The sequence below is a fragment of the Glutamicibacter sp. AOP5-A2-18 genome, from assembly GCF_052446055.1.
Classification (GTDB): Bacteria; Actinomycetota; Actinomycetes; order Actinomycetales; family Micrococcaceae; genus Glutamicibacter.
On the sequence record NZ_JBQSVW010000001.1, the window covers coordinates 2,676,397 to 2,699,262 of the forward strand.

Annotated in this window: 21 protein-coding genes; 6 read left to right on the top strand and 15 right to left on the bottom strand. The window is 55.3% G+C overall.

The window, feature by feature from the left end; genetic code table 11:
- Nucleotides 1-39 precede the first annotated feature (39 nt).
- Nucleotides 40-1,209: an acetoin utilization protein AcuC gene (locus ACT3RW_RS12875; protein ID WP_444614647.1), complete on the bottom strand. Its 1,170-nt coding sequence runs from the start codon at nt 1,207-1,209 to the stop codon at nt 40-42.
- Between the two features lie 207 nt (nt 1,210-1,416).
- On the opposite strand from ACT3RW_RS12875, the gene ACT3RW_RS12880 reads away from it, so the two are divergent.
- Entirely contained in the window at nt 1,417-2,850 is a 1,434-nt protein-coding gene (locus ACT3RW_RS12880; RefSeq protein ID WP_131088891.1) for a TrkH family potassium uptake protein, read from the top strand.
- Nucleotides 2,843-3,514, top strand: coding sequence for a potassium channel family protein (locus ACT3RW_RS12885; protein WP_444614002.1), 672 nt, complete (start codon nt 2,843-2,845; stop codon nt 3,512-3,514). The genes ACT3RW_RS12880 and ACT3RW_RS12885 overlap by 8 nt, the downstream gene beginning before the upstream one ends.
- 92 nt (nt 3,515-3,606) lie before the next feature.
- On the opposite strand, the gene proC is transcribed toward ACT3RW_RS12885, so the two are convergent.
- The 6 genes from proC to ACT3RW_RS12915 form a co-directional block, all read right to left on the bottom strand.
- Entirely contained in the window at nt 3,607-4,449 is an 843-nt protein-coding gene (gene proC, locus ACT3RW_RS12890) for a pyrroline-5-carboxylate reductase (protein WP_131088893.1), read from the bottom strand.
- Between the two features lie 4 nt (nt 4,450-4,453).
- Nucleotides 4,454-5,278: a sugar phosphate isomerase/epimerase family protein gene (locus ACT3RW_RS12895; RefSeq protein WP_444614003.1), complete on the bottom strand. Its 825-nt coding sequence runs from the start codon at nt 5,276-5,278 to the stop codon at nt 4,454-4,456.
- A gap of 60 nt (nt 5,279-5,338) precedes the next feature.
- Nucleotides 5,339-6,358, bottom strand: a complete 1,020-nt coding sequence (locus ACT3RW_RS12900) for a Ppx/GppA phosphatase family protein (RefSeq protein WP_131088895.1) — start codon at nt 6,356-6,358, stop codon at nt 5,339-5,341.
- A gap of 32 nt (nt 6,359-6,390) precedes the next feature.
- Nucleotides 6,391-9,195: a type I DNA topoisomerase gene (gene topA, locus ACT3RW_RS12905; RefSeq protein ID WP_444614004.1), complete on the bottom strand. Its 2,805-nt coding sequence runs from the start codon at nt 9,193-9,195 to the stop codon at nt 6,391-6,393.
- Between the two features lie 149 nt (nt 9,196-9,344).
- The gene (locus tag ACT3RW_RS12910; RefSeq protein ID WP_444614005.1) at nt 9,345-9,995 is read right to left on the bottom strand and encodes an ArsR/SmtB family transcription factor; all 651 of its coding nucleotides are present in this window, start codon (nt 9,993-9,995) and stop codon (nt 9,345-9,347) included.
- Between the two features lie 23 nt (nt 9,996-10,018).
- The gene (locus ACT3RW_RS12915; RefSeq protein ID WP_444614006.1) at nt 10,019-11,608 is read right to left on the bottom strand and encodes a DUF7059 domain-containing protein; all 1,590 of its coding nucleotides are present in this window, start codon (nt 11,606-11,608) and stop codon (nt 10,019-10,021) included.
- A 73-nt stretch (nt 11,609-11,681) separates the two neighbouring features.
- Here ACT3RW_RS12915 and ACT3RW_RS12920 point away from each other — a divergent pair, with 73 nt between their 5' ends.
- Nucleotides 11,682-12,260: a GNAT family N-acetyltransferase gene (locus ACT3RW_RS12920; RefSeq protein WP_444614007.1), complete on the top strand. Its 579-nt coding sequence runs from the start codon at nt 11,682-11,684 to the stop codon at nt 12,258-12,260.
- A gap of 58 nt (nt 12,261-12,318) precedes the next feature.
- Here ACT3RW_RS12920 and trhO read toward each other — a convergent pair whose 3' ends face one another.
- Nucleotides 12,319-13,218, bottom strand: a complete 900-nt coding sequence (trhO, locus tag ACT3RW_RS12925; protein ID WP_444614648.1) for an oxygen-dependent tRNA uridine(34) hydroxylase TrhO — start codon at nt 13,216-13,218, stop codon at nt 12,319-12,321.
- 164 nt (nt 13,219-13,382) lie between these two features.
- On the opposite strand from trhO, the gene ACT3RW_RS12930 reads away from it, so the two are divergent.
- Both ACT3RW_RS12930 and ACT3RW_RS12935 read left to right on the top strand, forming a co-directional pair.
- Nucleotides 13,383-14,039 (top strand): GNAT family N-acetyltransferase, encoded by a 657-nt coding sequence (locus ACT3RW_RS12930; protein WP_444614008.1) that lies wholly within the window; start codon nt 13,383-13,385, stop codon nt 14,037-14,039.
- Nucleotides 14,040-14,139: 100 nt separating this feature from the next.
- Nucleotides 14,140-16,470: a DEAD/DEAH box helicase gene (locus ACT3RW_RS12935; protein ID WP_444614009.1), complete on the top strand. Its 2,331-nt coding sequence runs from the start codon at nt 14,140-14,142 to the stop codon at nt 16,468-16,470.
- Between the two features lie 27 nt (nt 16,471-16,497).
- Here the strand turns inward: ACT3RW_RS12935 and ACT3RW_RS12940 are convergent, their stop codons facing one another.
- The 7 genes from ACT3RW_RS12940 to ACT3RW_RS12970 form a co-directional block, all read right to left on the bottom strand.
- Nucleotides 16,498-16,878 (bottom strand): Rv3654c family TadE-like protein, encoded by a 381-nt coding sequence (locus ACT3RW_RS12940; RefSeq protein WP_131088903.1) that lies wholly within the window; start codon nt 16,876-16,878, stop codon nt 16,498-16,500.
- A complete protein-coding gene (locus ACT3RW_RS12945; protein WP_444614010.1) occupies nt 16,875-17,222 on the bottom strand; it encodes a TadE family type IV pilus minor pilin in 348 nt (115 codons plus the stop codon). The genes ACT3RW_RS12940 and ACT3RW_RS12945 overlap by 4 nt, the downstream gene beginning before the upstream one ends.
- Before the next feature lie 3 nt (nt 17,223-17,225).
- On the bottom strand, nt 17,226-17,408 hold the full coding sequence (locus ACT3RW_RS12950; protein ID WP_131088905.1) for a DUF4244 domain-containing protein: 183 nt from the start codon (nt 17,406-17,408) through the stop codon (nt 17,226-17,228).
- 141 nt (nt 17,409-17,549) lie between these two features.
- Nucleotides 17,550-18,086, bottom strand: coding sequence for a type II secretion system F family protein (locus ACT3RW_RS12955; RefSeq protein WP_444614011.1), 537 nt, complete (start codon nt 18,084-18,086; stop codon nt 17,550-17,552).
- Nucleotides 18,083-18,628, bottom strand: a complete 546-nt coding sequence (locus tag ACT3RW_RS12960; RefSeq protein ID WP_444614012.1) for a type II secretion system F family protein — start codon at nt 18,626-18,628, stop codon at nt 18,083-18,085. Before ACT3RW_RS12960 ends, ACT3RW_RS12955 begins: the two co-directional genes overlap by 4 nt.
- A 128-nt stretch (nt 18,629-18,756) precedes the next feature.
- On the bottom strand, nt 18,757-20,007 hold the full coding sequence (locus tag ACT3RW_RS12965; RefSeq protein ID WP_444614013.1) for a TadA family conjugal transfer-associated ATPase: 1,251 nt from the start codon (nt 20,005-20,007) through the stop codon (nt 18,757-18,759).
- Nucleotides 20,004-21,125: a hypothetical protein gene (locus ACT3RW_RS12970; RefSeq protein ID WP_444614014.1), complete on the bottom strand. Its 1,122-nt coding sequence runs from the start codon at nt 21,123-21,125 to the stop codon at nt 20,004-20,006. The genes ACT3RW_RS12965 and ACT3RW_RS12970 overlap by 4 nt, the downstream gene beginning before the upstream one ends.
- Before the next feature lie 87 nt (nt 21,126-21,212).
- Between ACT3RW_RS12970 and ACT3RW_RS12975 the strand changes: the two genes are divergently transcribed.
- The gene (locus ACT3RW_RS12975; RefSeq protein ID WP_444614015.1) at nt 21,213-22,862 is read left to right on the top strand and encodes a bifunctional 3'-5' exonuclease/DNA polymerase; all 1,650 of its coding nucleotides are present in this window, start codon (nt 21,213-21,215) and stop codon (nt 22,860-22,862) included.
- Nucleotides 22,863-22,866 lie beyond the last annotated feature (4 nt).

Below are 22,866 nucleotides of genomic sequence, written 5' to 3' on the forward strand. Positions count from 1 at the left end.
AAATTCACGGCAATTGCCTAACCGATGAAGTTCAAAGGCTCAGTCAAACCAGGGGTCGAGTCCAAAGAGCGGGAAGATTTCCTTGCGAGTCGCGATGATGGTGCGGTCCACTGGATCGGCTGGATCGTAGCCGACTTCCCAGTTGCGCCACCACAGCTGGGCGTCATCACCCATCAGGTACGGGGTGGCACGACCGTATCGTTCCAAAACATATCGTCGGAAAGTCTCCGGGACATATGTTCTTAGCGGCACGGGCTTCCCGGCGACGATGGCCGTCAGATGAGTCCACACACGCGGGACCACTGCGCTCACGTTGTATCCGCCACCACCGGTGGCCAACCACCGACCTTCGCAGACCTCATCGGCCAGCTGGGAAATATCCAAAGCGGCCTGACGTTGCGCGTCCACGGAGAGTTTGAGGTTGGTCATGTCGTCGTCACGGTGGGCATCGCAACCATGCTGAGAAACGATAATCTCTGGCTTGAAGGCATGAACCAGCTGGGGAACAATCGCATGGAAGGCGCGCATCCATCCGGAATCCCCGGTCATGGCCGGCAGCGCCACATTGACTGCACTGCCTTCGGCTTGCTTGCCGCCAATATCGTTGGCGAATCCTGTTCCAGGAAATAACGACAGGCCAGATTCGTGGATGGATATCGTCAGTACTCTTGGGTCATCCCAAAAAATTGATTCGGTGCCATCCCCATGGTGAGCGTCAACATCGATGTAGGCAACCCGTTGCACCCCACGGTCGAGCATGCGTTGGATCGCTGCGGCAGCGTCGTTATAGACGCAGAAACCGCTGGCTTTACTTCGCGCCGCATGGTGCATGCCGCCTGCAAAGTTCACTGCTCGAACGGTACTTTCATCCATTATGGATTGCGCGGCAATCACTGAGCCACCCACAATACGCGCCGAAGCATCATGCATGCCGGCGAAGACTGGATCATCTTCGGTGCCCAAACCAAAGTCTTCTGCAATCAGTGTCGGATCTTCGCTGACCCGACGCACCTGATCAATGTAGGCCTGATCATGCACGGTTGCCACAAGCGCATCACTAGCAATTTCTGGAGCATGGATACTCACGTTTTGCGCGCTCAGCACTTCGAGTTCTCCGCTAAGGCGGTAGGTCAGTTCTAAACGTGATGGGTGCATCGGATGCCAGTCGCTGAATTTGTACTTCAGATACTGTTCATCCCACATGACCATAGTTGGGCGAGGAGCCTGCTGCGGATCTAACACTTTTTCAGGCTACCTGATAGTGATCCAACTCATGAATATATGACGTATTCGGCCACGCAGTGATTCTTTAAGGCGATATGACAAGCGTTTGGCCCGGGAAACGCGTAAATTACTAGGAGGACTTGAACCTCCACACCTTTATTCCACCCGGCCAGAAGAAACGGCGAGTCATCGATGAGCATAGGCAGTGAACTGGGCCCCAGCGCCCGGGCAGCTGAATTGCGCGAGAAGCGCCGCAAGCAACGGTTTGCGTTTCGCGCGAGAATTGCTGACATCACCGTACGCTCCCCCGCGCGCTTAACGCTGAGCGTCTTTCTCTTAGCGATCACACTTTTCACTTCCCTGCTCGCTGCCCCGTTTTCTTCTTCTAAGGGTGAAGTGACTCCCCTGCACGACGCGCTGTTTACCGCAGTTTCTGCGGTGTGCGTGACTGGTCTAACCACCGTCTCAACCGCAGCGCACTGGTCCTTTGTTGGACAGCTGATCATGCTGATCGCTGCATTCATGGGTGGTTTGGGCATTTTGACGCTGGCCTCGATCATGTCGTTGGCCGTCTCACGCAAGTTGGGCGTCCGCGCCAAGCTCATGGCACAGAAGTCCATGGACAGTTCAGGTGCCTCCGCGTTGGGCGAGGTTAGTTCCTTGCTGCGCATCGTGATCACCACTGCCGTGAGCCTTCAGGGACTTATCGCGCTGTTCCTGATCCCGCGCTTCTATGTTCTGGGCGAAAGTTTTCTTTCCTCTATTTGGCACGGGATTTTCTATGCCGTCTCAGCGTTTAACAACGCCGGGTTCACTCCCCACTCAGATGGTTTGGTGCCTTACGAAACTGACCTGTGGATCTTGATCCCTTTGATGGTCGGCGTGTATGCCGGCTCGCTGGGCTTCCCAGTAGTCATGGTCTTGTTGGCGCACAAGTTCAACGTCAAAAAATGGAACTTGCACACCAAACTGACCATGCTGGTCACCACGCTATTGCTCTTTGCTGGCGCGTTACTGTGGCTGGTATTTGAATGGTCCAACCCGCGTACCCTGGGTGACATGTCCATAGGCGACAAGGTCATTCATGCTTTATTTGCCTCGACGATGACGCGCTCTGGCGGCTTCAACTTGGTTGATCAAAATGACATCCACCAGGTGACGGTGTTGCTCACCGATGCATTGATGTTTGCTGGTGGCGGTTCCGCATCCACCGCCGGCGGTATTAAGGTCACCACCATCGCTGTTATGTTCCTAGCAATCATGGCCGAAGTTCGAGGTGACACCGAAGTGACCGCGTTTGGTCGCCAAATTCCCCAGGGAACAATGCGCGTAGCTATCTCGGTAGTTGCGATGGGCGGTTCGTTGGTCATGGTGGCCACCGGCGTTTTGGTCACCATCGATGAGTCTGTTGGTTTTTCCCGTGCCTTGTTCGAATCCATTTCAGCTTTCGCCACCGTCGGATTAAGTACCGGCGTGTCTCAAGAGATGCCACCGGCCGGTAAATACGTACTCAGTATCCTTATGTTTGCTGGACGTATCGGTAGCATCACCCTAGCTAGCGCGCTGACCATGCGCCACCGTAACTCCCTGTTTAGACTTCCAGAAGAGAGGCCGCTCATTGGCTGACAAGAATATAGACCACAATGCCCCAGTTCTGGTGATCGGTCTGGGACGTTTTGGTGCCTCCGTAGCCGAAACGTTGGTCAAGCAGGGCCGAGAAGTTTTGGCCATCGAACGCAGCCCAGAACTCGTTCAGCAGTGGGCCAGTACGCTCACCCACGTGGTCGCCGCTGATGCCACGAACATTGATGCACTACGTCAGCTTGGTGCCCAAGAGTTCTCCTCCGCCGTGGTTGGCGTGGGTACTTCCATCGAGTCATCCGTGCTGATCACGGTGAACTTGGTGGACTTGGGAATTGAGCATCTGTGGGTCAAGGCCATTACCCCTTCGCACGGCAAGATCCTCACGCGCATCGGTGCCAATCACGTGATTTACCCGGAAGCAGATGCTGGGGTCCGTGCCGCGCACTTGGTCGGTGGACGTATGTTGGACTTCATTGAATTTGAAGACGGCTTTGCCATCGTGAAGATGTATCCGCCAAAGGAGACTCAGGGCTTCACCCTTGCGCAGTCCCAGGTTCGTTCTAAGTACGGCGTGACCATTGTCGGTGTGAAACCGCCCGGTGAAGATTTCACGTACGCTGTGCCAGACACCATCGTGACCCGTAGAGACGTGCTGATCGTTTCTGGGCACGTGGACTTGCTAGAAAGATTTGCGGCCCGTCCGTAGGCCATTGCACGGCGCTTGGCACGGATGGAAGAGGCCGGTACCCCTTAGGGGTACCGGCCTCACTCATCTTTAGTTGTAAAAAGAAACGGCGATTAGCCTAGTTCCTCGCTGAGCTTGGCCGCACGTGCAGCAGCAGCCTGGGTGCCCGCAGCAATAATCTTTGGGATACCCTGCTCATCAAAAGTAAGGATGGCCTGCTCGGTGGTGCCCTTAGGGCTGGTCACAGCCTTGCGCAGCTCACCCGGGTTAGCGTTCGGATCAGAAAGCATCTTGCCGGCACCGGCAACGGTGGCTCGGGCCAGATCGATGGATAGCTTTTCATCCAGACCCATCGCTACACCGGCGTTAGCCATGGCTTCAGCCAGGTAGAAGGCGTAGGCAGGGCCTGATCCTGAAATCGCGGAGAGTGCATTTTGCTGGGACTCATCGATGACGTGAACGTCGCCGGAACCTGAAAGTAGGTCGCTGACAAGTTTGGTCTGCGTTTCGCTCACGCTTTGAGCTGGGCTCAAGCCAACTACGCCTGCGCCAACCATCAATGGGGTGTTTGGCATGGAGCGAATCACCGGCTGGTCAGCAGGCAAGTGTGCCTGCATGCTTGCCAGGGTGATGGCGGCAGCGACTGAAACGACAACCTTTTCTGCGGTGAGGGATTCGGAAATCTCTTCACACAAGTCAGTAATTCCTACTGGCTTTACACCCAGGAAAATGATGTCGGAGTCGGCGGCAGCCTTAGCATTGGCCGATGAGTCTTCTTCGCTAACCAGCACGTTGATGCCTAGTTCGCGAAGTTCTGCAGCTCGCTTGTCGCTACGGATGGTGGCGGTGATCAGCTTGGGATCGTGGCCTGAAGCGACAATGCCGCGAAGGATGGCACCATTCATGGATCCGGTGCCGAGGAAGGACAGTTTTAGGTTCTTTGTTGCTTCACTCATAAGTTCATTGTTTCATTGGGTCGCGCTCGGAGCTTGCAGATAAGTGCTCACGAGCAAATTCAAGGGTCTTTCCCAGCCACTCTTCTTTTTGGCCGGCATTCTTTGCCTTGCGCGTGGAGACTTCAACCGCCATGGTTCCTGACCACTGAACGTCCCGCAAATACTGCAAGGTTTCGGCCACGCGCTGTGTTCCTAGGCCCGGTACCAAGTGCTCGTCTTTACCGTTATCAAGACCGTCGCAAAGGTGCACGTGGGTTAATCGCTCACCGAGGTCCTCCACGGCTTGGCGTGAATCGGTATTGGCAATGGCAGCGTGGGAGAAGTCCCACGTGACGTGTTGGTAATTTTGCGGAACTGGGTTCCAGTGCGGCAAGTACATTTTTGCCTCGCGGCCTCGGGCGCGCCACGGGTACATATTCTCCACGGCGATTTTCATCCCGGTGGTATCAACCAGACGCTGGACACCATCGGCGAAGCCTTCAGCGTAGGTGCCCTGCCATCTGAATGGCGGGTGTGCCACTACGACGCTGGCGCCCACTGCTTGAGCCAGGATGACCGAGCGTTCCACTTTGGCCCAGGCCGAACCCCACACCTGCTGAGTCAACAACAGGGTCGGTGCGTGGATGGCCATAATGGGCAGTTGGTACTTATCCATCAATTTTTTGAGCGCGTCAGCGGACTGGCTTGCAGCATTTCCGGTAATCAGGACCTCAATGCCGTCATATCCCACGTCTTTGGCCATAGCGAACGCGTCATGGACCGATAGCGGGTAGACGGACGCGCTGGACAAGGTGACCGGCACCCGGTGAGAACTCTTCTGGTCTTCCATGCCCCTGCCTCCTGTTACGGTGGCGCCCTAGTTCAAGGGCACCTGTATCACTGAGAAACTCTAGCTACTTGGCTCTTTCAAGAACTGGTCTTTTTCATAAGCCAAGGGTACTTCTCCCACACCCACGCTACTACTGAGCGGTGTCGCTGAAGCAAACATCACGTGATCAAAACGGCGCAGCATCAATCCTTCACGAATTGCCCATGGGCAGATTCGGATGGATTTCAGCTTCAACGCGCTCATCGCTTCGTGAGCCACAATGGCGCCAGCTAACAACTGCGGTGCACGGATCTCTGAGACCCCTGGCAGCTCGGCTCGCTCGGCCCAGCTCATCGCTGTCAGACGGTTAGTCCAGAGCTTTAGCGCGTCACGGTTGAGTACACGTTTCACGTACGGACCTTCATCACTCGGAGCAGCTCCGGTGATGCGGGCCAATGAACGGAAAGTTTTAGATGTTGCCGTGGCCAACGTTGGTTTTCCGTATTGGCGCAGCTCGGTCGAAGGGTCATTCAGGACGTCGCGTACATAGGTACGCAATTCCTTGACCTCTTTGATCGACGGCAAGTCATTCGGCAGCCATTCACGAGTCAGGCGTCCGGCACCCAAAGGCACCGAGAATGCGGCCTGTGGGAATTCGTCGGTGCCATAGGCCAGCTCTAACGAACCGCCACCCATATCCAGGTTGAGGATAGATTCCGAAGACCAACCAAACCAACGACGTACCGAGTAGAAGGTCATGCCGGCTTCTTCTTCACCGGATAGTTCCATCAAGCTCACACCGGTCTGAGTTTTGACTCGTTCCAGCACACTGGCACCGTTGGAAGATTCACGAATAGCCGATGTACAGAAGGCCATAAAGTCTTCCACCTGATGGCTTCCAGCAAATTTCACTGCTTCATCAATAAATGAAATCAGCTCTTGCTGGCCCTCTTCGGTGATGGCACCGTATTCGTTGAGGTAGCGCACCAAGGACAGTGGACGCTTGTGCGATGCATAGGGAACCGGTCGGGCTCCTGGGTATGCGTCGACGAGCAAAAGGTGAACGGTATTCGAACCGATATCCAGTACACCTAGTCGCATGGTGCGCTCCTCATTTGGCCGAGCAAAAAATTCTAATCAGTCTTTTTTGCGGTCGTCTTTTTGGTCGTAGTCTTCTTTGCTGGCGCCTTCTTGGCGGTGGCTTTCTTGGCCGGAGCCTTCTTCGCTGGCGCCTTCTTCGCGGTACGTTTTACCGGGCCGCGGGCGCGCTTGTCTGCCAGCAATTCGATAGCCTGCTCGCGAGTCAGCTCCTCCAACGACGTTCCTCGCGGAACGGTGATGTTGGTAATCCCATCGGTGATATAAGGACCGAAACGACCATCCTTGACCACGATGTTCTTTTCGCTTGTCGGATCCGCACCGAACTCTGCCAGTGGCGGAACAGCAGCACGGCGACCACGTTGCTTTGGCTGCGAGTAGATCTCCAAAGCTTCATCCAAAGTGATGGTGAAGATCTGATCTTCGCTCTCAATTGAGCGCGAATCGCTACCCTTCTTCAGGTATGGACCAAAGCGACCGTTCTGCACGGTGATCTCTTCGCCCTCAGCATCTGCACCCAGCACGCGTGGCAAACTCATCAGTTTCAACGCATCATCCAAGGTCACCGTCTCAACGGTCATGCTCTTGAATAGTGATGCGGTGCGAGGCTTAAGTTTGACCGGCTTCTTAGGTGGCTTTGGCTTGCCATTCTTGTAGTACTCCACAGGCTGCGCAGCCAAATCTTCGGCCGTAGGCTCTGGAATGATCTCCGTGACGTAGGCGCCATAGCGACCATCCTTGGCCACAATCGCACGGCCCGTTTCTGGGTCAGTGCCCAGTTCGTTTTCCGAGACCTGCGAAGTAGCAAAGAGCTCTTCAGCCTTCTGTGCAGTCAGCTCGTCCGGTGCCAAATCTTCAGGCACGTTGGCGCGCTGTGGCTCGGTACCTTCTTCAGCGCCTTCTGGTATGGCGCGTTCAAGGTAAGGACCGAACTTGCCCACACGCAAAGTGATGTCATCGGTGACCGGGATGGAGTTGATGGCACGCGCATCGATGTCACCGAGGTTATCGACAACATGCTTCAGGCCTTCGGATTCAGACTCTGCGCCCTTGCCGAAGTAGAAGAGGTTCAGCCAATCGCTACGAGCGCGCTGACCCTTAGCGATTTCATCGAGGTCATCTTCCAACCGTGCGGTGAAATCGTAGTCAACGTACTTAGCGAAATGCTCTTCGAGCAAACGAATAACAGAGAAAGCAATCCAGCTAGGAACCAAAGCTCCGCCACGCTTGGTGACGTAGCCGCGATCCATGATGGTGGAGATCGTTGGTGCGTAGGTTGAAGGGCGACCAATTTCGCGCTTTTCCAACTCAGCAACAATCGAAGCTTCGGTGTAGCGAGCTGGCGGCGAAGTTTCGTGGCCCAAGGCCAGAAGCTCATCTCCTGCCAAGTACTGTCCGACACTCAGCTGTGGCAGGCGTGCCTCCGCGTCAGCGGCAGCAGCTTCAATAGCCTGCTCGTCCTTGCCTTCTTCGTAGGCGGAAAGGAATCCGCGGAAGGTAATGACGGTACCGGAGGCCGAGAATTCAGCAACGCGGCTATCACTAGCGGTGCCCTGAAGCTTGATGGTGGCGGTGAAGCCCTTGGCATCTGCCATCTGCGAAGCAACGGTGCGCTTCCAGATCAGCTCGTAGAGTGCGTTTTCATCCTTGGACAGCGAGGAACGCACATCCTTGGGACGACGGAACATGTCACCGGCTGGACGGATCGCTTCGTGAGCTTCCTGTGCAGCATCGGACTTGGCCTTGTAAACACGTGGCTTGGCTGGCACCGAGTCGGCACCATAAAGTTCGGTGGCCTGCTTGCGTGCGGCGGTGGTTGCTTCCTGCGAGAGGAAGACCGAGTCCGTACGCATGTAGGTGATATAACCGTTTTCATACAGGCGCTGAGCGATCTGCATGGTCAGCTTGGAGCTCCAGCGCAACTTGCGCGAGGCTTCCTGCTGCAACGTGGAAGTGGTAAATGGTGCGGCCGGACGACGTGTGTACGGCTTATCTTCAACCGAGGTGACAGCAAAGTCAGTGTCGGAAAGATTGGTAACCAGCGACTGAGCCGATTCTTGATCCAGGTGAGCGAGCTTGTTGCGAGTTGCCTTTAGTACACCGCGGTCATCAAAGTCACGGCCCGAGGCCACGCGGGCGCCGTCAACGGCAGCGAGCTTCGCTTCGAAGCCTTCGCCTTCTTTAGTGGCAAAGTTGCCTTTCACGTTCCAGTATCCAGCCGGGATGAACGCCATACGTTCGCGTTCACGCTCAACAACCAGACGAGTAGCCACAGACTGCACACGACCTGCAGACAGGCCACGAGCTACCTTGCGCCACAGTACCGGCGAGATCTCGTAACCGTACAGACGGTCCAAAACACGACGGGTTTCCTGGGCATCAACGAGGTCCGTATCCAAGTCGCGCATGTTTTCCAGTGCGCGAGAAATACCTTCCTTGGTGATTTCGGTGAAGGCCAGACGACGTACTGGAACTTTGGGCTTAAGCACCTGCAACAGGTGCCACGCGATGGCTTCGCCTTCGCGGTCCGCATCGGTTGCGAGGTAAAGTTCGTCAGCTTCTTTAAGCTTGGCTTTCAGTTCTGAAACGCGCTTTTTCTTGTCTGGATAGACCATGTAGTAAGGCTCAAAGTCATTATCCAAATCAACAGCAAACTTGCCCACCGACGTCTTCTTCAACTCGGTTGGTAGTTCTGATGGCTGTGGAAGATCGCGAATGTGCCCCACCGATGCATCAACGTCAAAGCCCTCGCCCAAATACTTGGCGATCGACTTCACCTTGGCAGGAGACTCCACGATAACGAGTTTCTTACCAGTCTTTTCTTTGGCCTTGGGGGGCACAGCACTCCTTTTAAACAGTCCGGACTTTAGGAGTCTTATTTAGACACCGAATCAGTCCGCCATCGCAGCTTCGTTCTTTGTGCCTACTCTATAGCCACATTTCCCGACGATCTTACACCGAGGGATAACCGTGGTTTGAGTGAGGCTTTTTACAACGCTGCTTCACCGGAACTCTGATATTCGGGAAGCAACGAGATTAAGTAGAACATACGACGGGAGTCAATGCTTCGTTCCTCAGCAGTAGCTTTCGCCTCGTACTCGTAGACAAGGTCCAACATTCTGCGATTGAACTCACGCTGTTTATCTTCAGAAAGGAAGACCAAACCGCTAGTGAGCATAGGTGGGCGATCAGGATCTGGGGTGATTCCTGCGTTCGCTTCATTTTGGCGTCGCTGAACTTCGGCGTTCAACCGTGTTCTAAATGCGTTTAATTGCACGTTTAGATATGCAGTCTTGGCGTTAGATGAGTCGATCTGAGTGTTCAGTTCCAACCGTTCACCGGCCGCACGCCACCTACGCTCGCGGGCATCACCTTCGCTTGCTGCACGGATCACATACCCGTATTTTTCAAGCGCACGCAAGTGATAGCTCATGGCGTTAGGCGTTAGATCACACAGCGATGCGAGTTCAGTTGCAGTGCGAGTAGTCTGCGAGGCAAAGAGCTCATCCAAAACGATTAGTCGCGCGTCATGGGCCAAAGCACGAATGGCCTGTGGGTCCGTAATGGAGACGACCTGTGGAAATTCGCTCTCCTGGGTCGCGGCTGCAGGAGCCTGCTCCTCTATTGTGTCGCGTGTCATAGGCAAGAACTTTAGCGCTTGTTTCACATTTTACGAAGCATACCGTGTAGCAAGAGGCGCTTCACTGCTTCATAAAGCCGTTCCGCAAAGTCTTCCTCGCCCTCACCGATCAGCGAATCTAGCGCGTTGACTAGTTGATTTACGGACAAATCACCGTCGCAGGCAGAAACAAATCCGGCTTGTGCAGTATCAAGGAGTTCGGTTCTACGCAGACCCGCACCTTGGCGAAGCAAAATCACCCCAGGATGCTCAGCTCCGGGACGCTGATGGCGCTCTTCGGTCACGTCTTCGGCCACCAGTAGGTGCCAGTTTTTAAAATCTTCTCCTGCGGCTGCCAGTTCATCAGCCATGGCGATATCGCGCTGCAAAGTCGGGGCCAGCGGCTGCTCCACCTGGTGGGTGATCTGCTCATAACTTTGTAAGACCCGATGGCCGTCTACCGGCTTGCGGAAGTAGACCAACCCGAAGCCCACCGCAGCTACGGCACGGGATTCAAAATCATCAAGGTACGCGTTGTAAGCGGCAATATAGGAGCTTGAGTCTTCGGTCTGTGAAGAGTCCCGTAGCCACGTTTCGGCATAACCACTGGGGGTAGTCTGCTCACGTTCAATGACCCAGACGTCCAGGTCTTCTGCGAACCATTGGCGAACTCGTGTATCCCACGAAGCATCCGACTCGTCATCTATGCGAGGAATCTCCCAGTTAGAGAGCATCTGCAGCGAACCGCCAGGAGTCAGGAACTGCGGTGCCTGCTCAATGAGCGTGCTCACCAGGTTGTCTCCAGCCATGCCGCCATCACGATAAGTGAATCGGTCTTTGGCTCGCTCGTTAGAACTGCGAGGGGTGATCACAAACGGTGGATTGCTAGCGATCAGTTCAAAGCTCTGCCCGGCTACCGGTTCGAAGAGGCTCCCCTGCAACAGCGTCACACGAGCTTCAAGATTCTGTGGGTCAAGCTTCAGCGCCCGGTGGTTGAGCAACAGATTGAATCGGGCAAAGCCCAAGGCGCGAGCCGAAAGGTCAGTTGCCGTGACATGTTGTGCATGAGACAGCAGGTGGAAGAGCTGGATTCCGCAACCGGTGCCAAGGTCCAAAGCCCGTTGAACGTCGGCTCGAATTGTCAGCTGTGCCAGTGTCAGCGATGCTTGGCCAATTCCCAATACGTGGTCAGTGCGCAATACACCTGGGCGCTGATGTGCACCAAGGTCATGAGCCACCCACAGCTCACCGTCCACGTCTGAGGAATGCAGCGCCAAGGCGATGGTGGCACGGAAACCACTGGCCCACGCATCGATAAGGCCGAGTTTGATCAGACCTTCCACTTTCACATGGCTAAACGCCTGATTGATCGCGGATTCAGATACGGTTTGGCCCAACTGGAAGAGCCGGATCACAGATGCCAAAGGCGAATCAGGTATTTGGCGATCTAGTATTCGCAAGGCCGGGTGAATTTGGTCCCGGGCAAATGCGGAGGCCGCTTCTTCACCGATCAACTCGACGACGATTTCGTAGCTATATCCGAGGTCATCCAAGTCTTTGACTAGCAAGTCAATCAAGGTTTGATCGGAACTTTGAGGGGTATCGTCCAGGGCAGAAAATTCAGCGGCATTCACATCTTCAAGTCTACTCAGTCACGCAACTGTGCGCAGATAGCTTGATTCGCCCTGCCCCGAATAGGATGTGGGCATGACTCAAGTGACTGTTACCTTCCTTCAGCAGCTGTCCTCGGATGAGCTCATCGGCTCCACCAAGACCCTTCCCAGCGACGCACGAATTGAACAGGTTGAGCAGATCACCCCAGAATTCTCACGCTTCCTCTACCAAAGCGTAGGCAGCGAACTAAATTGGACTGACCGGTTGGATTCGACAAGGGAAGTGTGGAACGAAGTTCTGATACGTCCTGGTTCTGAAACGTGGGTCCTCTATCGGGGCGGCGCACCACGCGGTTACTTCGAGCTGGTCACCGAAGCCGGGCAGGGTGGAAGCGAAGTGGAGATCTTTTACTTCGGACTTTTCCCTGATGCCACGGGCCAGGGACTCGGCGGAGTTTTACTTGACCGAGCTTTGACTCAAGCGTGGCGCTTAGCAAGCCGGTGGCCTGCTTTACCTGAGGTCTCCCGGGTGTGGCTGCATACGTGCTCGCTCGATTCGCCCGCTGCGCTGCCTAACTATCTGGCCCGCGGTCTGAAGATCTATCGCACCGAGGTTGAAGAATCCGAGGTACGCGATGCATCGACCGGATTATGGCCGGTGGCTGCCAAATAGAAAAAGCTCGGCACCAACTTCGCGAGAAATTGGTGCCGAGCCTCTTTATGAGATGCGCTTAGGCATCCACGCTGTTGCAATCTGGGCAGCGACGTAGCTGCTCATCTTGTGCGCAGTCCTCGCAGAACAGGCGCAGGTTACGGCAGGTTGGGTTTGAGCAGTTTTCAAACTTGTTGGTTGGTCCCTGACAGCCAACGCACTTGCCGATGGTTACGGCATCTTCCGAGAACTCGGTGTGCATACGCTTGTCGAAGACATAGAGGGATCCTTCCCACAGGCCTTCATCCGCATACTTTTCGCCGTAACGAACGATGCCGCCTTGCATCTGGTACACCTCTTGGAAGCCGCGCTTAACCATCAGCGCTGAGAGTACTTCGCAACGGATGCCACCGGTGCAGTAGGTAACTACCGGCTGGCCCTTGAGGTGGTCGTACTTGCCCGAATCAAGTTCGGCTACAAAGTCACGCGTGGTATCAACTTCAGGAACGATAGCGTCCTTGAACTTACCGATCTGCGCTTCGAAGGCGTTTCGTCCGTCAAAGAAGTGCACCTTTTCGCCGGACTTCTTCTTGGTGTCTACCAACTCGTGAAGTTCCTCGGGGCGCAGGTGGGTTCCGCCACCAACAACACCGTTTTCGTCTACTTCCAGTTCGCCGGGCGCACCGAAGGTGACGATCTCGTCGCGGACCTTGACCGAAATACGTGGGAAGTCTTCTGCGGAGCCTTCGGACCACTTGATGTCCATTTTTTTGAAGGCAGGAAGTTCGCGGGTGGCTTTGACGTAAGCCTTAACAGCCGAGATCTCGCCACCGACGGTACCGTTAATACCTTGCTTGGAGATGATGATGCGTCCGCGTAGTCCCCAACGTTCCAACAGTGAACGTTGCCACAGGCGAATTGCCTCTGGGTCAGGAAGCGGAGTAAATGCGTAATACAGAACTATGCGATGAATGGCCACCATACAATATTAGTAGCTTTTGGTCGCGAAACGCCGAGTAAAAGAGCAACGTCACACTGATTCGTCGCGAAATTTCCAGTGGTCCGGTGGTCCAAGAGTTTCAACTAGGCAACGATTAGGTCGACATCAGCAAATTCCTAGGAAAGACAAGGTAGGGTCAAATTATGGCATCAAACGCAAGCGATGAACTGATCGGCACCTGGGTCACCGGCTGGGCTGGCGCCCGTGGCTACGAAACTCGCAATGAGGGACGAGTCCATGCTGCCCTGCGTCACGACACCACCGAAGACTGGGAATACGTGATCTATGGCCCGTCTAAAGAGGAACTGGCTGCAGTCGCCGAAACTCTAAAAAAACACCCTAACCGTCGCCTTACCGCGTTTGATGATTCGGCCGAAAATTTGGTCGCCATCGCCAGCGAGGTTGGCCTACAGGTTACTGCCGACGACGAAGCACTCATGGTGACTGAACTTGCCGTGCACGACGTTGAAGTACCGTTGCCCATTGATGGCTTTGTCTTCCAGATTGAACGCGATGGCACCCACGCTTATGTTTCCTTGCACCCCGAGGACAACCAAGAAGTAGTGGCCGCCTCAGGTCACGTGTCGGCCGTTAATGGTGTGGCAATTTTTGACCGCATCATCACCGGTGCAGACTTCCGTCGCCTTGGCCTGGGTACCTTGATTATGCGTGCTCTGGCCTCTTTGGCTCAGGAACACGACGTGGACGAAGGCCTGCTCATTGCTTCGGTTGACGGCCAGCAGCTTTACGCTTCACTGGGCTGGACTTCCCTAGGCAAAGTTGTCATGTTCAAAGCCTGAACTATCTAGTATTTTTCTTTCGCCGTATCCGACGCATCAAAGTGTTGGGTACGGCGATAGTCTTTAACTTCAGCAATTTTTGGTTCCGAAAGGCGTCCACGTGAAGTCAGTGCGTTCCCTGCTGGATCCGTATGATCGGACTAATGATCCGGATGCGGTTCTTCATCGTCGTTCAAGGCCAGCCAAAGATGAAGTGACCAGCGACTGGCCGCAATGGCTCAGCACTGAACTGATCGAAACTTTCCAAGGCTTAGGCATTCAAAAGCCGTGGTTGCACCAAGCGCAAGCTGCCAACCTCATCCATGAGGGGCAGCACACCATCGTGTCGACCGGCACCGCCTCGGGTAAATCGATGGCCTACCTGATGCCAAGTTTGGACGTGCTGTTCAGGGCGCGAGACAGCGGATTTAATGATGCTGATTCTGCAGCGTCCATCCTCTACATCTGCCCTACCAAAGCCTTGGCGGCTGATCAGCTCTCTGCGGTTCAAGCTTTGGATGTTCCCGGTGTCCGTGCAGCTCCCTACGACGGCGATACTGATCAGGCCACGCGCGCTTGGGTCCGTCAGCACGCCAATTTTGTTTTCACCAATCCTGATATGTTGCACCGCGGGATCATGCCCAACCATCCAGCGTGGTCACGGTTCTTCAAGCGTCTGCGCTACATCGTGATCGATGAAGCCCATTCCTACCGCGGCGTCTTCGGAGCCCATGTAGCTAACCTGTTACGCCGTTTGCGTCGAATCTGTGAGCACTACGGAAGCACACCGGTGTTCATCGGTGCCTCGGCAACAAGCTCCGATCCAGAAGAATCTTTTGGGCGGCTCATCGGGGCACCCGCCAAGGCGGTAGTCCATGATTTTTCGTCCAGTGGCGAACTAGTCATCGGCTTGTGGGAACCTCCGTTGACCGAGCATAAGGGTGAAAACGGTGCCCCGGTTCGCAGAACTGCCATTGCTGAGAGCGCGTCAATCCTCACCGACTTGATGGCAGATCACGTACGCACCATCGTTTTCATCAAGTCTCGACGTGGCGCCGAAACCATAGCAACACTGACACGTAAACACCTTGAACGCTTCGCACCAGAGCTCTCGGTTCGTTTGGCTGCCTATCGTTCGGGCTATCTACCGACGGAACGTCGAGAAGTTGAGCGGCAGTTACGAAGTGGAGAGCTTCTGGGAGTCACCTCAACTTCGGCCTTGGAGCTCGGCATCGATATCGCAGGTCTTGATGCGGTCGTCGTTGCCGGATGGCCAGGTACCAGAGCATCGTTCTTCCAGCAGATTGGTCGAGCGGGCCGCTCGGGTCAAGATGCCTTGGCCATTTTTGTTGCCGCCGAAGATCCGTTGGATACCTATCTTGCTCATCATCCGGAATCCATCTTTGATTTGGGTGTCGAAGCTACAGTTTTTGATCCACACAATAAGTACGTACTGAGCGGACACTTGTGTGCTGCCGCCCAAGAATCCCCGTTGCGTCCCGAAGAGCTGGAACTTTTCGGCCCGAAGACTGAAGAACTTCTCGAATCTTTAGTTCAGCGAGGCTACTTGCGGCGCCGACCTGCCGGCTGGTTCTGGACCCACCCGCAGCATGCGGCCGCGATGTTCTCTATTCGCGCTGACGGTGGCGGGCCGGTGGACATTATTGATGCTGAAACTGGCGCACTTTTGGGAACCATGGATTCTCCTCAGACGCACTATCAGGCGCACCCCGGTGCCATCTATGTGCATCAAGGGGCCAGCTACCATGTGGAAGAACTCGATGAACAAAATCATGTTGTTGTCGTTAGCAGAGTAAACCCGGATTACTACACCACGGCGAGAGACCTCACTACGGTTGCCATCGATTCTGAAGAACGTAAAAGTAGCCATCGTGAGCTGAACATTTACTTTGGTGAAGTCACCGTGACCACCCAGGTCGTTTCATTCCAAAAAAAGTCCGTGGCATCTAATGAAGTTCTTTCAGAAGAACCTCTGGAACTTGAAGCCCGTGATCTGAATACCAAGTCAATCTGGTTCACGTTGACCGAGCAACGACTGCTGCGCGCCGGTCTAACCGTGGATCAATTTCCCGGTGCACTTCACGCCGCAGAACACGCCATGATCGGTTTGTTGCCACTGGTGGCCACCAGTGATCGCTGGGATATTGGCGGAGTTTCTACTGCCCTGCATATGGACACCGGTGAACCGACTATCTTTGTTTATGATGCTCAGCCTGGCGGGGCAGGATTTGCCGAGCGCGGATTTGAACGGTTCACCGATTGGGTTCGAGCTACCAGAGACGCTATTGATGCTTGCGAATGCCAATATGGTTGCCCGAGCTGCGTCCAATCCCCCAAGTGCGGCAATCGCAATAACCCTTTGGACAAGGTCGGAGCCATCTTGCTGCTCAGCGCCGTCTTGGACGATGTCGAGCCTCGACACCACCGCTAGTACCCGGCTCATATCTCTCCCCTCTGCTTAGGGCTGATCCAGTGGTGGTGCTCCGGCGCGGGCCGTGGCTTTCGCCGCATAGATTTCGAAGCCCATAATTTGGGAAGCGATGGGGACTTTGGCAGTGACCATCACGGTTTGCCCGTCGGCTTCAACCAAGCACGATTCCAACTGGGCCTTGTTAGCGTTTGCCAGTTCTCCTGCCACGCCACAAGGATCTCCCGGGCGCAGTCCTCGCGCCGTATCGGCCCCGGCCAAGGCAGCTAGATCAGCGGCCGAGGCAGCAGTCATTGCCGCGTGGACGGCGGCTACCCAAGTCAGTAGCGCCCCAGTCAGGAGCAAGGCAATGATCACCAATGCCGTGGTCACTACAGCGCCGCTGCCTTGCTCATCTCGAATGTTTATCATTGGCTGCTTCTTTCAACGGCAACACTTGCTTGGCCATGAATCTGCACGCTGCCAACGATGGGGATTTGCACCGATTTGCTGACCGTCACCTTCGACAATCCACCGCCACTAGATATGACGAATCTGGCCTGATTTCCAGCCAACCTGACTCCGCTGGCTCTTGCTGTTGCTCCATCTTCGCCGCGGGCCAATTCCCTAGCCATAGCCCCGGCTGCCTGTTGAACTTGGATTTGTTGGATCCCAAGGACTCCTAAACACAGCAAGAGCGAGAGCATCAACACAACCGCCGGAAGCAGCACCGCAAATTCTGCGGTGCTACTTCCTGATTCATCGCTGAGTTTCATGGCCTACAGCGACAGGGCTTTGCTGATCAGACCCATCAGCATTCCACGTACATCGCCGCTGGATAGGATGCTGATCAGCAAGCCGGCGAATGCCACAGCGGCCAGGGTGACCATAGCAAACTCGGCGGTTGTGGAACCCTGCTCGTCCTTCAGCTGGTCCATGATTTCGCGGAACTGTCCGTTCATTGTTTTCACCTTTCTCAGTGATAGTTGTTGGCGGCTTTGTCGCTGCCAACGGTGTATCTTCACTCTCAGCTAGTCGGTAAAGTTCTTGAGCTAGTTGCAAACGATCTGGGTATAACTCTTATGAACATCTCGTCAGGCAATCTAGAGGCTGGGAAACAGCGCGATGATCAGAGGCACAACGCCCAACGCGATGAAAGCGGGCAAGGCACAGGCACCCAGGGGCAGAACAAGTTTCGTCGCGAACTGTGCTCCGAGACGTGCCACCTTTTGCGAGTGTTCTCGACGTTGAAGGGCGGCAGTATTACGCAGCAGATTAGCTGCCGGAGCACCGGTCGTATGAGCGAAGAGCAGTGCTTTGCGCAGTGGCGCAAGCCATTGGGGTGCGGCTTCCCATGCCTTATCCCACGCGAGATTCATTTCCAGACACCGAGCGACGCTTCGCAAAACGGTGCACTGCTCTATATTGCTGCCAAGCAAGTCCAAGATCTCCGTAATAGGCATACCTGCATCCAGCAGGCTGGCGCTCAAATCAAGGACTAATTCGATGGGCTGCTGGGCGTCACGACGCTTGGATGGCCCTTCTGGTGGTATCAATCGAGCAGACATTCGCGCAGTAATCCCGGTGCCGAGGCTAAGAAGTCCGGCGAGCGCTGCGGATAACAAGATGAGTGTGTTCATGACAGTGCCTGCGCTGAGGTTGAGTGCAGGAGTCGTTGACACCAGAATCTATTCAAAACCCAGAGCCCTACGCCGACGGCTACGCTCAACTGGGCTGCCCATGAGGAAATGATTGTTCCGATCACGTCGATGCCTACGAGTAACCCGAAGACGAACCCAACCAAGGGAAGCCAAGTGAGTAACTTGGTGGTGGCTTTCGGTCCGGCCATCGCTGCATCAAAGGATTGCTGAGCTACCAACGCTGATTCCAGATCCTCGGCTAGCCGTTCAAGGACTTCGGCCAAACTAGCGCCGCTGCGTTCAGAAATTTTCAGGCACCAATGCAATCGTTGAACCGCCGGATGCCCACTTCGGCTGAGCGATACGGATTCGTTGCCGGGCTGGTTGTTCAACCGATGAGTTGCCTGCAAGCCCTTTAACGCTTGGGCAATATTGCCTGTGTTTTCTTCAACTTCAAGCAGGGCCTCCAACGCTGGATAGAAACCCACGCCGCTTCGTAGCAGTGCCGAGAGTTCTCGAATAACGCGCGCGTCTTCGCTCAAGGCCAGATTCTTTTGATGGGCCCCTTGGCTGCTCTTCTTCCACCTTCTCCAGACTTGAGCGGGCTGATGCTGCTCACTTTGATGTGCGGGAATCCCTAGGGCCAGTGCCATGGCGCAACAGATAAGGATCAGCATGGCCGTTGCCCTACAGCCATGGACTGATTCAAGTCCGCGCAGATCTTGAACATGAGCTTAGCTCCGAACTTTTTCTCCAGCACCGCCCGAGCCTTTTCTGGCATGGGGTCGGTGCTGTGCAGATCAATCAGGGTGTGCATGAACATGCGTCCTGACTCATCGGTTTCTAGAGTTCCTAGTGCCACTGGTCCACGGCGTCCGTGCTCTCCTCGGCTGAGATGGATGATCAGGTCCAACGCACTGGACGCTTGAAGTGAGGTTGCCTGAACGCTCCACCCAGCCAGGGCTCCCAGTGCTGCCAAGCGGGCAGGAACCGACTCTGGATTATTTGCGTGCAGGGTGCCAGCGGCTCCTTGATGTCCGGTATTCATTGCTGCGAGGAAGTCTCTGATTTCTTCGCCGCGGCACTCCCCTACGATCAATCTGTCTGGACGCATTCGCAGTGCTTGGATGACCAGATCTTTGAGTTCTACCAGTCCGGCCGATTCCACGTTGGCTGCCCTAGTTTGTAGGGAGACTGCGTGGGGATGATTCACCTGCAGCTCTTGAGAGTCCTCAACTATGATTAGGCGTTGTTGTGCTCCTACCTCGGCCAGCATTGCCTGAAGCAAGGTGGTCTTTCCGCTACCTGTTCCTCCGGTGACCAAGAAGTTCATTTGTTGGGTGGCGATGGCACGCAAGAGCGGATCCCAGAAGCCCAGAGAATGTTGCAGCACTTCGGTCAGCCCCAGCTGTGTGCTGTGTTTTACACGGATTGAAATCAGCGGTCCCGTGGCAGCGATAGGTGGAAGCACTGCATGAACGCGATAGTTTTTCAGGCTCATGTCCATAAACGGACTGGCCGAATCTAGTCTCCGCCCAGCCAAGGTAGCTAAGTGAACTGCAAGCTCACGGACTTGTTCAGCTGAAGAGAAGCTAAAATCGGTGAGCTCTAAGCCTCGTGGGGAATCCGTCCATACCTGGCCTTGTCCGTCTACTAAAACGTCGGTGACATCCGGGATGCGCGCGAATGGTTCAAGAATCGACAGTCCGGCAACTTCGTGTTGCAGAATTTCTAAAGACTGCGCTGCACCTTGTGCACCCAAGGCTGCTCCCGAATCATGAACTGCACCGGCCAACGCGATGGCATCAAGTTGTCCACCGGAGAGCAGCGCCCTTTCGCGTACTGATTCAAGGATTTTTGCATCCAACACATGGCCGGTGGCCACCATGGTGCCGTCTTTGCTGTGGCGTCCTGAACTCATGAGCGTTGCTCCTGAACTTGTGGGATCAAGCAAAAATCCGCTAGTCCTTGTCGCAAGGTGCGGGATTTGAAGCAATCAAGTAGTTCCCCGCGCCCAGTGGCTTTGATGATCCTGCTATTGAGGGGGAACGATCCGAGTATCTGCGCGTGATCTTCTGTAGATCTGCGCAAACGCGACTCGCCGCACAGCACCGTTTCCCCCGTTTTGGGAATGGTGGTGTTGTTGGCAGCAAACACGTGGCGGTCTAGAAATTGGTTGATGATCTCTTGCTGAGGATGAACCGCCCGGCCGGTATCTAGCACCACAAAGTCGAACCCTTGGCGCGCTGCGGCGAGAAGTCTGATGAGTAGTTGTTCTTCCAATACTTCGTGTTCATTAGCCTGTGACCAGGTGAGTACCGAAGTCTCGCGTAGTTTTGGCAGCGTCTCTGCAAGCTGGTGGGCAGCGAGTGCTCCGCCGGACTTCACCAATTCTTCCCACCCAACCCCTACTGGCGCTCTGGTGGTAATACATGGCCACAGGCTTTGTGAATGTGGGTCTAAATCAATCAAAACGCTACGTAATCCGCTCAGTGTTCCAGCGTGAGCCAATAACATGGCCAGCGTGGTTGTTCCCAGTCCCCCAGCTGTGGCGGAAACAGCCAAGGTGTGGCCGTGACCGGCGCGCATGGCCCACAAGCCTAGATACTCTCCGAGCCATTGACCGGCCGAGGGCAACAGCGCAACGCGGGCTTTGGGAATGCGGCTTGCTAGCGCCCACAGATGGGATGCATCAGGTTCTAGCCCCACCAAAACATCAACCGGATAATTATGGTGGCCGGCAACTATCGCCATATCACTACCCCAGAGCACCGGGCCCGCGATCCCCAGAGATAGCGATGCAGGTTCCGTACATTGAATGATGCGCACGGCCGCGCCGACGGCGATGGCCGCACAGATCTCAATAATTTTCGGATCGTTGCTCACGATGGTGCACACCGGTTCGTTGCCCCTATTGATGTCAGGCAGCTGGCTTGGTTCAGGGGCAGGTGTTCCCACCGGGTTATCAAGCTTGGTGATCACAAAGCGATCAGTTCGTTGAGACTGGGGTCCCACTGTGGTGTCAGTTAGCCATTTCATGCTTCGAGCGTGGCATCAGGCAAAGAAGTACGTACAAGCCCCGGAGCCAACTGGGGATATCTGATGCTGGCACGGCACAATGGAGCTATGAGTGCCATCGCCTTTATTGCTTCCGATCCTGAAGGCTACGCCCTGATTGAAATCCGTGAGTCCGAAACCGGAGTCTCACTCAAGCCAACCACCGCGGTCACTCGTGAAGACTTTGTCAGCGTTATTGCTACTACCGAGGCCGAGCTTCAACCGCGCTGGGCCATGCTGCGCACCGATCCGTGGATGACACCTTTGGTGGCCGCCGGGGTGTATCTGGCTAAGGCGTACATCCTTTCCTTGGCGCAGCGCATCATGCACCGCACTCCCCTAGCTTCTGAAGTTATCCCCGATTTTGATCTTGAACGTCCGCCTTCTTCCTCCGACCGCTTTAATCAGGACGCGCTCTTTGCCGCTCCTTCCTCCGGTGAGTCTTTGGAAGATCTCATCGCGCTCTACACCCAGCAACGCCAAGCGATGCCAGCTGATCCTAGTGCCCGACGACGCCTTGAACTACTAGTTCACGCTGAGTCGGTGGGTGCGCTGATTGCCTGCGAGATGGAAGCAGCAGGGCTTTCATGGGATGAGTCCGAACACCGTGCACTATTGCGTGAACAGTTAGGCGAACGGGTCACCGACTATTCGCGCCCGCCAAAGCTCGCGGCCAAGGCTCAGGAGTTGGCTTCTGCCCTGAACACCCCGGGGCTCAATCCTGACTCCCCGCAAGAACTCTTGCGCGCATTGCACAAGGCTGGATTTGCGGTGCGTTCGGTGCGGGCTTGGGAACTTGAGCAGATCAATCACCCGTTGATGAGCCAGGTTTTGGAATACAAAAAACTGGCTCGACTCGCCAGCAGCCATGGGGACGCGTGGCTGGATCAGTGGGTGAAAAACTCTCGCTTCCATCCACATTATGTTCTTGGCACTGTGGCTTCGGGGCGCTGGGCTGCTTCAGGTGGCGGAGCTTTGCAGCTTCCCCACGCTATCCGCCAGGTCGTTCGAACCACTGCGGGCCGGACCTTTGTGGTGGCTGATGGCCGGCAACTGGAACCACGTATTTTGGCGGCGATCTCCAACGATCAACAGTTGCAAAAGGCTGGGCAGCAAGATGACCTGTACCAATGGTTGCTTGATGCCAAGTTGGTCTCCACCCGCCAAGAAGCCAAATTGGGGATGCTCTCGGTCATTTATGGTGGCGGCGGCGGTGCTTCGGGCACCGTGGGTGCGGCGTTGACCCGCAGTTTTCCTACCGCCATGAAATTTGTTGAGCAGGCTGCCCAAGCCGGCGAACAGGGCCAAGGTGTGCGCAGCTTCTTGGGCCGTGGTTGCCCACCGGCCGATGATGCGTGGATGCGGGCGCAACGAGATACCGCTGATGAAGGTTCACAACGTGCAGCCGACGCAGCTGCTCGCTCCCGGGGCCGATTTACCCGAAACTTCGTAGTGCAAGCCACCGCGGCCGAATGGGCGCTGGTGTGGATGGGTCATGCCCGTCATCTGATCCACACCGCCGGCTGGGATTCAGTGTGCAAACAAGTATTTTTTGTTCACGATGAGATCGTTTTTGAATGCCCGATTGAAATGGCTGATCAGCTGCAGGAGTTGGTCCGGCACGCTGCGATGCTCGCAGGGCGTACCCTGTTTGGATCCGCTTCACCATACTTCCCCGTCAGCGTGGCCATTAATGGCAACTACGGGGAAGCCAAATAAAGGT

Bases quoted from the DNA above. Each gene is read 5' to 3' on its own strand.
- ACT3RW_RS12875 (WP_444614647.1), bottom strand. From the start codon at position 1,209: ATGGTCATGTGGGATGAACAGTATCTGAAGTACAAATTCAGCGACTGG.
- ACT3RW_RS12880 (WP_131088891.1), top strand. From the start codon at position 1,417: ATGAGCATAGGCAGTGAACTGGGCCCCAGCGCCCGGGCAGCTGAATTG.
- proC (WP_131088893.1), bottom strand. From the start codon at position 4,449: ATGAGTGAAGCAACAAAGAACCTAAAACTGTCCTTCCTCGGCACCGGA.
- ACT3RW_RS12895 (WP_444614003.1), bottom strand. From the start codon at position 5,278: ATGGAAGACCAGAAGAGTTCTCACCGGGTGCCGGTCACCTTGTCCAGC.
- ACT3RW_RS12900 (WP_131088895.1), bottom strand. From the start codon at position 6,358: ATGCGACTAGGTGTACTGGATATCGGTTCGAATACCGTTCACCTTTTG.
- ACT3RW_RS12910 (WP_444614005.1), bottom strand. From the start codon at position 9,995: ATGACACGCGACACAATAGAGGAGCAGGCTCCTGCAGCCGCGACCCAG.
- ACT3RW_RS12920 (WP_444614007.1), top strand. From the start codon at position 11,682: ATGACTCAAGTGACTGTTACCTTCCTTCAGCAGCTGTCCTCGGATGAG.
- ACT3RW_RS12930 (WP_444614008.1), top strand. From the start codon at position 13,383: ATGGCATCAAACGCAAGCGATGAACTGATCGGCACCTGGGTCACCGGC.
- ACT3RW_RS12940 (WP_131088903.1), bottom strand. From the start codon at position 16,878: ATGATAAACATTCGAGATGAGCAAGGCAGCGGCGCTGTAGTGACCACG.
- ACT3RW_RS12945 (WP_444614010.1), bottom strand. From the start codon at position 17,222: ATGAAACTCAGCGATGAATCAGGAAGTAGCACCGCAGAATTTGCGGTG.
- ACT3RW_RS12950 (WP_131088905.1), bottom strand. From the start codon at position 17,408: ATGAACGGACAGTTCCGCGAAATCATGGACCAGCTGAAGGACGAGCAG.
- ACT3RW_RS12955 (WP_444614011.1), bottom strand. From the start codon at position 18,086: ATGAACACACTCATCTTGTTATCCGCAGCGCTCGCCGGACTTCTTAGC.
- ACT3RW_RS12965 (WP_444614013.1), bottom strand. From the start codon at position 20,007: ATGAGTTCAGGACGCCACAGCAAAGACGGCACCATGGTGGCCACCGGC.
- ACT3RW_RS12970 (WP_444614014.1), bottom strand. From the start codon at position 21,125: ATGAAATGGCTAACTGACACCACAGTGGGACCCCAGTCTCAACGAACT.
- ACT3RW_RS12975 (WP_444614015.1), top strand. From the start codon at position 21,213: ATGAGTGCCATCGCCTTTATTGCTTCCGATCCTGAAGGCTACGCCCTG.